Annotated in this window: 9 protein-coding genes; all 9 read left to right on the top strand. The window is 46.6% G+C overall.

Annotated features, from left to right (window positions below):
* The first annotated feature begins 49 nt into the window (after nucleotides 1-49).
* The 9 genes from GV030_RS08495 to GV030_RS08455 all read left to right on the top strand — a co-directional run bounded on the left by GV030_RS08495 (nucleotide 50) and on the right by GV030_RS08455 (nucleotide 12,376).
* On the top strand, nucleotides 50-1,378 hold the full coding sequence (locus tag GV030_RS08495) for a GntP family permease (protein WP_159581736.1): 1,329 nt from the start codon (nucleotides 50-52) through the stop codon (nucleotides 1,376-1,378).
* A gap of 3 nt (nucleotides 1,379-1,381) precedes the next feature.
* Nucleotides 1,382-2,521: a glycerate kinase gene (locus tag GV030_RS08490; protein WP_159581734.1), complete on the top strand. Its 1,140-nt coding sequence runs from the start codon at nucleotides 1,382-1,384 to the stop codon at nucleotides 2,519-2,521.
* Nucleotides 2,522-2,813: 292 nt separating this feature from the next.
* On the top strand, nucleotides 2,814-3,116 hold the full coding sequence (locus GV030_RS08485) for a type II toxin-antitoxin system Phd/YefM family antitoxin (RefSeq protein ID WP_221413308.1): 303 nt from the start codon (nucleotides 2,814-2,816) through the stop codon (nucleotides 3,114-3,116).
* The gene (locus tag GV030_RS08480) at nucleotides 3,113-3,391 is read left to right on the top strand and encodes a Txe/YoeB family addiction module toxin (RefSeq protein ID WP_159581730.1); all 279 of its coding nucleotides are present in this window, start codon (nucleotides 3,113-3,115) and stop codon (nucleotides 3,389-3,391) included. The genes GV030_RS08485 and GV030_RS08480 overlap by 4 nt, the downstream gene beginning before the upstream one ends.
* Nucleotides 3,392-3,550: 159 nt before the next feature.
* On the top strand, nucleotides 3,551-3,925 hold the full coding sequence (locus tag GV030_RS08475; protein ID WP_159581728.1) for a hypothetical protein: 375 nt from the start codon (nucleotides 3,551-3,553) through the stop codon (nucleotides 3,923-3,925).
* Nucleotides 3,926-4,087: 162 nt separating this feature from the next.
* Nucleotides 4,088-4,432 carry a transposase gene (locus tag GV030_RS21695; protein ID WP_370519064.1) on the top strand — a complete coding sequence of 115 codons (345 nt, stop codon included), beginning with the start codon at nucleotides 4,088-4,090 and terminating at the stop codon, nucleotides 4,430-4,432.
* A 401-nt stretch (nucleotides 4,433-4,833) separates the two neighbouring features.
* Nucleotides 4,834-6,930 (top strand): tetratricopeptide repeat protein, encoded by a 2,097-nt coding sequence (locus tag GV030_RS08465; protein ID WP_159581726.1) that lies wholly within the window; start codon nucleotides 4,834-4,836, stop codon nucleotides 6,928-6,930.
* Between the two features lie 57 nt (nucleotides 6,931-6,987).
* Nucleotides 6,988-7,734 carry a LytTR family DNA-binding domain-containing protein gene (locus tag GV030_RS08460; RefSeq protein ID WP_159581724.1) on the top strand — a complete coding sequence of 249 codons (747 nt, stop codon included), beginning with the start codon at nucleotides 6,988-6,990 and terminating at the stop codon, nucleotides 7,732-7,734.
* A 100-nt stretch (nucleotides 7,735-7,834) separates the two neighbouring features.
* The gene (locus tag GV030_RS08455) at nucleotides 7,835-12,376 is read left to right on the top strand and encodes a LamG-like jellyroll fold domain-containing protein (protein WP_159581722.1); all 4,542 of its coding nucleotides are present in this window, start codon (nucleotides 7,835-7,837) and stop codon (nucleotides 12,374-12,376) included.
* Nucleotides 12,377-12,420 lie beyond the last annotated feature (44 nt).

Here is a 12,420-nt window from a genome sequence, read left to right as displayed (position 1 = left end):
TGATGGCCAACGTTTTGGAGACAGCCACGGCACACCGTAAATTCCCTCTATGATCAGCAGTTTTTTGTATGTATTCCTATGGCTCCTGGCAGGCATAGCAGTGATTGTTTTGCTCACCACCCGGTTCAAAGTGCATCCGTTTTTTGCCTTGATCATTGCGGGATTTGTAGTGGGCATAGGTGTGGGTATGCCGGTGAGCGAGGTGCTCACCCATGTCAAAAATGGGTTTGGTAATATTTTAAAATCCCTCGGCCTGGTCATTGTGTTGGGGATTACCCTCGGAGTAATACTGGAGCATACGGGTAGCACGCGAGTGATGGCTGGTTTCATCCGAAAACTGGTCAATGAAAAAAGAGCAGCGCTCGCGATGAACCTCACCGGTTTTTCCGTGGGGACCCTGATTTTTTGCGATTCCGGATTCATAGTGTTGGATGGACTGAACAATTCGCTAGCTCGGAAAACCAAGGTGCCCATTGCGACCATGGCGGTTTCGCTGGCTGCCGGCCTATATGCGATTCATTGTATGATTCCGCCGCATCCCGGAGCGGCGGCCGCTGCAGAGATCATCGGAGTAGATTTTGGTCAGTTGATCATGGCTGGTATCATCGTGGCTATCCCCACTAGTCTGGTGGGTTTCTGGTGGGCTACGTATGCGGGTAAGAAAAACCCTGTGGTTCTGGCAGATGAGGAGGAGCAGGAGTCTGATTTGCCCGGTCATTCAGTGATCAGGGCATTTTTGCCCATTATAGTACCCATTCTTTTGATAGCCATCAGATCATTTATAGCCCTGGATGCCCCGGATCAGAACTGGGTCATTTCGGTGTTAGTAACCATAGGCGATCCCGTCATAGCACTTGCTATTGGCGTGTTGCTGGCTTTCAATACCAAACGCGGCTGGCAAAAGAACACGGTGTCTCATCTTATGCAAGACGCAGTGCAAAAGTCTGGGGGCATATTGGTAATCATTGGAGCTGGAGCGGCATTCGGAGCAGTGCTGGTGGCGATCAATATTGGGGAGTACGTCAATCAGGCTATCCCACTCGAAGGGCTGGGAATCTTGTTTCCATTCCTATTGGCGTTCATCTTGAAGACTGCCCAGGGGTCTTCTACCGTAGCGGTGATCACCTCTGCATCCATTGTTCAGCCACTTTTGCCAAACCTCGGCATCACTACCGAAATGGGCTATTTGCTCTGCGTTCTTTCCATGGGAGCAGGGTCCATCATGATCTCGCATGCCAACGATTCCTACTTTTGGGTCATCAGTAAATTTTCCGGTGTAGGCATGAAGGAGATGCTCCGGGTTTATTCAGTGGCCACAATTCTGATGTGGCTTACTTCGTTTATAATGGTGTATCTTTTGTCCCTAATTTTATTATAGAAAATGCACATTCTCATAGCTCCCAATGCCTTTAAAAACAGCCTGTCTGCCGGGGAGGTAGCCAGTGCCATTGAGACCGGCCTCATCACTAGTCAACTTAAATGCACCACCGAGTGCTTTCCCATAGCCGATGGGGGCGATGGCACAGGTGAGCTCATTGTACAGAAATGTGGTGGCGAAATGATGAATGTAATGGTCCATGATCCACTCGGAAGAAAAATCAACGTTTCCTTTGGTTTGATTGAAAATGGGCATACTGCCATCATTGAAATGGCTAACGCCTCAGGGATTCGGTTGCTAAAACCCGACGAACTTAATCCATTGGAGACGTCTTCATTGGGCACAGGTGAATTGATATTGGCAGCTCTGGATGCCGGAGCAAGGAAAATTATCCTGACACTCGGTGGCTCAGCGACTGTGGATGGAGGGATGGGTATTTTGAGCGCATTGGGCGTGCAGTTTTTAGATGAAGGTAACGATCCGCTGACTACAGCGGAAACGTTGGTGGATTTGGCCCATATTGAGATCAATCAGGTGGATCAGCGCATTACCGATTGTGAGTTTGTGCTGCTTTGTGATGTGGACAATCCGTTGTTGGGTGAAGAAGGTGCTGCTTCCGTTTTTGGACCCCAAAAGGGTGCTACACCCGACGAAGTGCTGATGTTGGAGGAGTCATTGACCAGGCTCAGAGCCGTAGCCTTACGGGAGCATGGTCTGGAAATGGACGTGCCTCATGGCGGAGCTGCGGGAGGTGTTTCGGCAGGCCTTCATGCCTTTTTGGGAGCCAGTCTGGTGAATGGGATCGATGAATTCATCAGGGTGACGTCTTTTGAAGCGGCAGCACAAAAAGCCAGCCTGATCATCACCGGCGAAGGAAGTCTGGATGAACAAACCCTTCGTGGCAAAGGGCCCATGGGAGTGGCTGTCAGAGCAAAGGCGTTAGGCATCCCTGTAATTGGGCTGGCCGGTAAGGTGCCATTGAATACTCCGGTAGAGATGAAGAAATATTTTCAGGTATTGCTGTCCATTGGTAATGGCCCCGGAGATGTAGAATCTGCTATGAAGCAGACCCGCGAGAACCTGATCCGGATAGGCGAGCAGATCGGCCATTTGTTGTCAATGGGCCAGGGGGAGCTAGGGTGAGGAGTCAGTTGTAACTGTTAAATAAAGAAGGATGGGAAAAGCTTCAGTTGCAAACTGAAGCCAGTGGAGTGATATTTTCGTTTACCGTCATTGCGAGGAGGACCACAGGTCAGACGAAGCAATCTACCCATGTGGATGCACTTATCACCAAAGTAGAAGAGCGCCGTATCCATTTTTTTCGGTTGCACCACCAATACCCTGACAATCTGTGTTGTAATTTATTCAGCTTCAGTTGTAAACCGAAACCGGAGGAAAAGAGCGTATCCTTTCCACTCGGGATTAAAACATAGTAATGGAAGATATCGTATATTTGTACCATTATGGTACGCTAAATAATATCGATATGTTAGTAATAAGCAGCAGAGAGTTTAGACAGAATCAAAAGATGTACTTTGAAAGAGCAGACCAGGGAGAGCAAATTATTGTTCAGAGAGGGAAGGATAAATCCTATGCTTTGACTCCTATTGGAGAAGAGGACATTTACTTCAATGCGGAAATGGTCAAGCGGATAAAGGAAAGCATGGATCAGGTGGAGTCAGGAAAAACTAAAAGGATTACCACTCCTGAACAGATTAATGATTTGCTTGGTCTATGAGTTATGTTCTGGAATTCTCAGATCATGCTTTAGAAGACATTGAAAAGCACAAAAGGGCTGGGGATCAATCCGTTTTAAAGAAGCTGAATCGATTATTTAATGAATTACGAGAACATCCCATGACAGGTACGGGGCAACCCGAGATGTTGAAACATGATCTGGCAGGTTTGTTTTCCAGACGAATAAATAGAAAGCATCGCTTGGTTTACGGTATCAAGGAGGAAGTTGTGGTGGTGTATGTAGTGAGTGCCAGGTCGCATTACGGAGATAAGTAATCCGCCGAAGTTGCTAATTAAACTGGCTTAAGTTTAGCGTAACTTAAGCCTAAAATGGATTGAAGCTTCAGTTGCAAACTGAAGCCAGTGGAGGGAAGATTTTATCATTCGAAGATTAAAAATATCGCAAACTTTAAGGATTCATAAATATTATAGATAATGTTTCTAATTACGTTTATCCTTTATGTGTTAAACACCAACCCTGTTACAAGTTATCAGATACATTCTATTGGTTATGCAAATTTAGTTGAGGGTTGTGTTTCTAAAGATAAATTCATGAATTCTAATTTCAAAACTCGATATATAAATGATAAAGATTCAGTTAAGTATATCGTAAAGTTCTTATCGCAAGTTAAATGCCAGAAAAAAAGAAACCCCGCTAAAAGAGACAATATAAGGATGGTGATTGTAGACAGTAACTATGATTCAATTTTTTATCACTGGGATACAACTTTTGAAATAAATGAAATTCATTACAAAGGAAGAAGAGGGACATTGGATTTTTTGGATTCTATTGATCCCAAATATCAATGAAAATCACCCTGTCCGTTCTTTTAAGTCTTCCAGGGGGAGACTTGAAAGTCATAATGAGTTCGAGTGTCTCCTGACACGGCATTGAAATAGGGGCATTATATTTACTGGCATGTCAGCTTATAAATTCGATAATCCGGACGGAGTATACTTTGTAACCTTTACGTGATAGAATGGGTGGATGTGTTTACCAGAGAGGATTATGTGTTTACCAGAGAGGATTATGTGTGGATTGTTCTGGATAGTTTGAAGTACTGTCAGGAGAAAAAGGGGTTGATCATACATGCCTGGGTTATCATGTCCAATCATCTGCACCTGATCATTTCCCGTGAGCTCGAGGGTTCGACATTTTCAGATATCGTTCGGGACTTTAAGAAATTTACTTCATCAAGCACAGTAGATAGCATTGAATCTAATATCCAGGAGAGCAGAAAAAACTGGATGATGTGGATATTTAGATCTGCCGGTCAACGTAACCGAAACAACACAAATCATCAGTTTTGGAAGTAGGACAATCATGCAGAAGAACTCGTATCGAATAAATTCATCGACCAGAAATTAGAATATATTCATATGAACCCTGTTAAGGCTGGGATAGTAGATGAGGCAGAACATTATCGCTATTCTAGTGCCAGGGATTATTGCGGCCAAAAGGGTTTATTGGATCTTATGTTGGTAGGGTAAATATTGGCCGTGTCGGAGACACTTGATTTCATATAGAAGTTTCAAGTGACCCGTCATTTGACGGAACACTTAAAACAACAGGGGGCACTTATTACCAAAGTAGGGCCCTTTCCTGGCTCCCCCGCTAGCGCGAGCTTGTAATTCGTACTTAAAAGTAGGGTCCTCTGACTACCCCAATTTTTGAGCGGATGGTTCCTAATTCAAAATAAGTGACATATTTGTGATGCATGAGTCACACTAGCCGCCTATTCAGCTTTTTCGTCTTTCACTTGTTTGTGCTCGCCAGCTCGGTCAGTACAGCAGCAGATACTCCTCCCACTACAGCGCGAATCGATAGCCTGATTTCCCTGATGGAAACCACGGCATGTGATCAGGATAGTCTGACCTTGCTGTATTATGGAGCAATAAAGGGATCGCTCAGTGGTTATCCCCGTGGAGCATTGAAGGCTTTGGAGCAGCTAGGCAAAATGAAATACTGCACCGGAGACCTGGACAGTGCCATTTACTACTATCGCCGGGCAGCTCAGATTGGGTTACAACACGACCTGAATGCCGAGTCCGTCAAATTACTGAATAGGCTGGGTTTTTATTTTCAAACGGCGGGTTTGCTGGACTCTTCCTCTTATTATCTCAACAAGGGGCTCCTGCTCGCCCAGGAAGTGGGCGATAGCCTCTATATTGGATCTTCCTATGTCGGGATTGGTATACTTTATCAACACAAGGGACAAATAGACAAAGCGCTGGATGCGTATTTTCAGGCTTTGAGAATAGCCGAGGCTATTGATGACAAACCATTGATCATCACTGCCAAACTGAATGTGGCCACCATCTACTATGATCATCAACCGAGTAAACTGAAATCGTCTGATTTTCTTGAATTATTGGATCTGACCCGGATCATTGGGGATCAACAGCGCGAAGTGAGTGTGCTCGAGTGGTTGGGTTACCTCAAGGCGGACAGCAGTGAGTTTGATGAGGCTGTCGCTTATTTCAATCTGGGACTGAAAGTGAATGAGTCCGTCCGCGACCAAAATAGTGAAATATTGTTGTTGCAAGGGATTTCCTATGCTTATAACCTGGCAGGAGACCACGAACAGTCCATCGCCACCAACAACCGAGTCATTGAACTGGCGCGTTCATCTGGCTATGAATTGTATCTCCCTTCCATGTATGTCAATAACGTCTCGAATTACCTGGCACTGGGCAGGTACAGAGAAGCTATCCAGGATGGCCTTTTGGCTGTGGAGGCCGGAAAAAAATCAGGTCAGGTGGAACTTTACTACAAGGTATTGCAGGACATGGCGATGGCATACAATTACCTGAATATGCCTGATAAGGCCTTTGAAACACAGCTGGAATATACGAAACTCAGTAAAGCCATTCTGGATGCCGAAAAATCCAGACAATTGGCTGAAATGCAGACCAAGTACGAAACGGAAGGTAAACAGGCTGAGATAGAGTTGCTCTCCAGAGAGGCCGCCATTCAGAAGCTACAGCTATCCAAACAGGGCTACTTTCTGGCAGGGCTGATTGTTTTGATCGTAGTGATTATCGGTGGTGGGGTATTGATCTATCGTCAGCGCCAATTGAAGCAGCAGCAGGCCATCACCGACCTGGAGCTGGCAGAAACGAAAAAGCGTCTGGTGGTTGAGCAGCAGTACCGTGCTTCGGAGTTAAAAGCGCTGCGTTCTCAAATGAACCCCCATTTCGTCTTCAATGCACTCAACTCCATTCAGGAGTACATCATGTTCAATGAAAAAAAGCTGGCCGGAAAGTACCTGGGAAAGTTCGCCGATCTGATGCGCATCTACCTTAATCACAGCCAAGCCAGGGCTATTTCGGTACCGGAGGAGGTGGAGGCGCTGAGCCTGTATCTTGAGCTGGAAAAGCTAAGGTTTGAGGATGCGCTGACCTATGAAGTAATCATGGAGGAGGGCGCTGATGATGATGAGATCAAGCTTCCGGCTTTGCTGATACAGCCCTATGTGGAGAATGCCCTCAAACATGGACTTTTGCATAAGAAAACCGATCGCAAGCTTACGGTCAGATTCAGTTATCTAGAGGCTGAAGACATGCTGAGGTGTGAGGTGATCGATAATGGCATTGGCCGGGTGAAATCTGCTGAGCTTAATCAAAGCCGTAACGAAAGGCACAAACCCTTTGCGACTGATGCCATCAAGAGCAGGATAGAGCTGATCAACTTCAATAGTGAAAAACCCGTGGAGGAGCGAATAGAAGATTTGTACGATGATGCCGGAAAGGCCGCTGGCACCCACGTGGTGATCAGTGTTCCGAAGGGAGCCATAGTTGATTTGGAAGTTTAGAGCTGTATTTTGGAAGTTGACACTAAAAGCCCATGTCCACAAGGTTATATTTGAGAAATGAAGGCTGTAATAATAGATGATGAGCAAAAAGCCAGACGCCTCCTGAGGCTCCTGCTGGAGGAAAACTGTCCTCAGATTACAGCCATAGAGACCGCTGAAGACCTACCCAAAGGTGTTGCTCTGATCAATAAATTCCAGCCGGACATAGTGTTTCTGGACATTGAAATGCCAGCGTATTCCGGCATCCAATTGCTGGAGTTTTTCACACCTGAGCAAATCAACTTTGAGGTCATTTTCACTACAGCCTACGCTGAATACGCCATCAAAGCTTTCGAACTCAATGCCATTGACTACCTCCTAAAGCCCCTTCGACATGACCAGTTGGAGACGGCCGTACAAAAGGCCATACAGCAGATCGGTCAGTCAAAAGTGAGTGAAAGATTAGAAGAATTACGAAATACCCTCAAGGTGAGCAATATCCGAAAAATCGGGCTTCCGGTCTCCAATGGGGTGCTTTTTGTAGAGCTGGATGATGTGATCATGATGGAGGCAGACCGAATGTACACCAAGGTGTTTACCACAGGAGATGGAGAGCTTTTAGTGAGCAAACCCATGAAGTTTTTTACCGATATCCTTGAAGACGTCAGGGAGTTTTATCGCCCGCACCGATCTTTCGTCATCAACCTCAAGCACATCAAACAGTACGTCAACCAAGATGGAGGATATATCATCATGGACAATCAGAAGCTTGTGGGAATTTCCAAAGACAAGAAAGACGAGTTCTTTCAGGTCATGCAGGGATAAAACCTTTCGGAAACTCATAAGCGCCATTCGGAAACTGACGTAAAAATCCCATTTAGCTAACAGGCATATTTGTTTTAGTCACCCAACAAAACAAAATGCTATGAAAAAATTACTGCTGCCTCTTATTGTCCTGTTCATCTCCACATTAGAAGGATTTGCTCAGTGTACCGACTCCACTCCTGTGTGGGTAGTCAATGAAAATTTTGCAAACTTGAGTGGTACCACACCACCAGATTGCTGGACGCCGGTTGGCAATCCCAATAGTTTTAATTTCGATGCTGGACGTGCAAGCTTTGCCTATCAGGGCGAAATGCTCGTTCTTCCGAATACCGTCAATGCCACTGGAGTACTTACCTTCAAGGCCCGAAATGGCACCTCCCGAACCTACGGTGGGTTAACCATGGACCTGGGAATCTATGATGGGGCCACTTTCACCAAGGTGTTTGCCATTGATTATGGTCAGCCTTCTTTTCAGAGTTTCACTTTTGACTTTAGTAGCAATCAGCTCAATGGGAATATTGCTTTCCGGGGAAATAACTCCAGCAATATCAGCTTCTTGCTCGATGATGTGCATTACCAAAGTACCTGCACCAGTAGCAGCTCTGCCACCGCAATGGCCAAAGACATTACTGTGAAACTGGATGCTTCGGGTAATGTGATCGTCAATGCAAGTCAGGTGGACAATGGATCGATCAATAGCTGTGAAGCACCTATTACAAATTTGTCTCTTGACAAAACACTCTTCACCTGTGATGACCTGGGGGCAAATACAGTCACCCTCACGGCTGATGATGGTTTTGGGAATACGGCCACTGCTACCGCTGTAATCACCGTGGAGCCGGCTTTGGCCATCGGTTTTGGTACCATCTCTTTGAGTGAGTCTGGCCAGTTTACTTTGACAACAGAGAATGGATTAAGCTCGGGTACCACACAGTGCGAAGGGATCACCTATACCTTTGATAAAACAGATTTTAGTTGCGAGGATGTAGGGGGTCTGGTAGTGACGGTTACAGCCACTTATGAAGGGGGCACGGCCTCAGCTACCCGCTACATGGAGATCATAGATGAGTACGGACCTGCGGCCCTTGCCAATGATATCAATGTTACCATCGATGAAAATACAGGTATGGCCGTCATTACTGCGGATATGGTGGACAATGGATCCTCAGATAATTGCGGCATTACTTCTATGCAATTGTCTAAAACCATCTTTACCTGCTCCGATCAGGGATTGAATACGGTAGTGCTGGATGTTTTTGATGGGGGCGGACGAACCGATCAGGCGACCTTTACGGTCATGGTAAATTCTTATATTCCTGAGGTTGAAGTTTCTGCTACCAGTACCACAGTTTGCTTTGATGGATCGAACGAAAACGCCGGAACTACCATCAATACGGATGGATCAATGGTTGGAGTGAAATATTCCTTGCGCAATAGTGCGGATAGCAGCGTGATTGACGGGCCACTGGACGGAACCGGAAGTGGTCTTTCTTTTAGTACCGGAGCAGTGAGTGAAAACACCACTTTCCAGGTCTATGCTGAAGTGCCTTCCTCTGGAAAAGCATTGTCTTTGCCTTCATCAGCTGACTACCTGGCGGTAGCCACTCCCGGTTCTTTCGACTATTCTGCCGGTTACACTTTTTCAGCCTGGGTCAAAGAAAGCCTCGGTGGTATTTCCAATTCTTATAATACCATTTTCTATGCTGGTGGAACCACCGGCAGTGACATAGAGGTTTATCAAAGCACTCAGAGCGGTGTGTTTACGGTTGTTCATAATCGAGGTAATGGGGGCACACTCTCCACATTTGGAACCAGTACAAACCCCTTGCCTTCTGGCGAATACGCTCATCTGTCAGTGACCTTTGATGGAACTACGGTGAGGTTATTGGTCAACGGTGTAGAAGCTGGAAGTGGCACTATTTTACCTCCGGTAAAAAGTGCCGGCAGTGAGTTAACTTTTGGGTACCTGAATAACTCTGGTTTTCCAGGCTACCAGTCGTTTGATGGGTTGATGGATGATATCCGGGTGTATGACACAGCACGTACTGCCAGATCCATTTCCGATGATATGGGCCGATGTATCTCAGGCTCAGAGGATAATTTGGTGTTGTATTATGATTTGGAGTCTGTCAGTGGCACCATCTTCACCGATCTGGTGAGCAGTACGCCAGCACAGCTCAAAAACGGAGGCACGCAGACGGATGACGCGGCTGTGTCATGTGCCTTTGATTGTTATAAAATCATGAGTACCCAGATCACCGTGGGTGACGATGTAGCACCGACCGTGCAGGTTCAGGATATCGAAGCACAGGTGGGTAGTACAGGAATCCTATCTATCTCAGCTGACCTCATCGACAATGGATCTTCGGACAATTGCTCCGCGACTTCTACCCTCATCTACAGCCTTGATAAGACGAGTTTTTCATGTGCTGATCTGGGCCCAAATACGGTTACGCTTACTGTCACTGACGAAGCAGGAAACAGTGCAAGTGCAGAGGCCACCGTCACCATTACCTCCCTGATTGCCGATGAAACAGTAACCAGTTCGGTTTCAGGACTTTGTCCGGGCGATACAGAAGGGACGACCATTGGTATTGGTAGCTCGGTAGAGGGAGTTGAATACTACCTTAGGAACAGTGCCGACAACAGCATCGTGGATGGCCCGGTGGCTGGATCTGGCGAAGCTTTAAATTTTGCTACCGGAGTACTTAGTCAAACGACTACTTTCAATGTGATCGGAATGAATGCCGGAGATGCGGGCTCGGGGTTGGATTTTGATGGAATGGGTGGCTACATAAATGCAGGCACGAATGCCAGAGATATGATCACAGCCATGACCATTGGCATGTGGGTGAAGACTGATCATTCCGGATCTACCAACTACCTGGTGGGTAAGTATGATGGGTATAGAGGCTTTCTGATGTATATCAATGCCAATGGAAATGTGGTTTTGGATGGTCGAGATGCGTCCGGTGGGTATAAGAGCACGGGAGCTTCCACCACAGCCGTGAATGACGATGCGTGGCACTATGTGACGGGCACCATTGATCTAACCACTGGGGCGTGGAAAATTTATGTGGATGGTGCGCTTGAGAGTTCTGCGCTGAATGGTGTGGGCTCCAGTCTGTTCAATTCCCAGTACCTGACCATTGGCGCACTGAATAGTGAATATTTCAGAGGACAGATCGATGAAGTGGCTTTCTGGAACACGGCGTTGGATGAAGATACCATTGCCTTGCAAAGTGATGTTTGTGGATTGAAAAATCCGGAGACTTCAGTCGGCTTTTTTGACCTAAACGAAGGAGAGGGAACTGTGGTAACCGACTTATCTCCTTCGGCGATTAATGGAGCACTCATGAATATGGATGCCACTACAGATTGGATATCCGAAGTGGCTGGTTTGGAATGCACAACCTGTGAGTTACAAATGACCACTGAAGTGACAATCACAGTTGAAGACATCACTCCACCGGAGGTGGTGGTGAAGGATATTTCGGTCAGACTTGGAGAAGATAATACGGCATCCATTACCGCAGCAGACATTGATAATGGCTCTTCAGATGAGTGTTCGGAGATTACGTTGACGTTGGACATCAGCACTTTTGATGCATCACATTTGGGTGAGAACACAGTAACACTGACTGCAGTGGATGGAAATGGCAATAGTGCTTCGGCGACCGCCATTGTGACGGTCAACCCGTACAAACAAGCACAAACCATCACAGTCACCGCTGTGGATGATAGAGTCTATGGTGAGGCCGACTTTGCACTCAGTGCATCGGCTTCATCAGGGCTTGATGTTTCTTATGCCGTCATTAGTGGGCCGGTGACAGTTTCAGGTGCTACTGTGAGTATCATAGGAGTGGGAGATGCGGTGATTGAGGTGACGCAGGCCGGTAATGATGATTTCTTGAATGCTTCGGCAGAAATTACCTTCAGTATCAGCCCAGCAGCGCTTACTGCTACTGCCGATAACCAATCAGTGGCTTACGGGACAGCATTGCCTGACCTTACGATTTCCTACGCTGGGTTTGTGAATGGGGAAGATGCTTCAGTGTTGACTACTGAGCCGGTGGCCAGTACCACGGCTACCAATTCTTCGGACGTGGGCACCTATCCCATCTCATTAACTGCAGGAGCTGCTGCCAATTATACCATCACTCATGTGGAAGGTACACTCACCATCCTCAAGGCTCAGGCTACGGTAGAGATTTCAGATTTGGCACATCTGGTGGATGGCACTGCGAAGGAGCCCACCATTACTACAGACCCTGCCGGGCTCAATTATGTGGTGACATATGATGGAGCTTCTGCCGCACCATCAGCGATCGGTGAGTATGAAGTGTCGGTCGTGATTGACGAAGTGAATTACGAAGGGAGCGCCACGGCGACATTGGTTATAGGTCAGGTACTTGGACTAACAAACACTGAGGTGCGCATTTTCCCCAACCCGACACAGCAGTCTTTTGAAGTACGCAGTAGTGAGAAACAGGTGGTAGAGGTTTATGACCTGGCTGGTCAGCTGCAAATGCGGACTTCTACTAATTTGGTGACGGATGTTTCTCAGCTTAGTGATGGTACCTATTTTATCAGGATTTTGGGAGATGATCACACAGTCTATCGATTGATTAAGAAAAACTAAGGCAGCTAATTCGGATGATCAGATCATCCACTAATTAGCAACCG

The sequence above is a fragment of the Marinoscillum sp. 108 genome (assembly GCF_902506655.1).
In the GTDB taxonomy this organism is placed as follows: Bacteria; Bacteroidota; Bacteroidia; order Cytophagales; family Cyclobacteriaceae; genus Marinoscillum; species Marinoscillum luteum.
The sequence above is the reverse complement of the archived record's forward strand: the minus strand, read 5'-3'. Positions and strand labels throughout refer to the sequence as shown.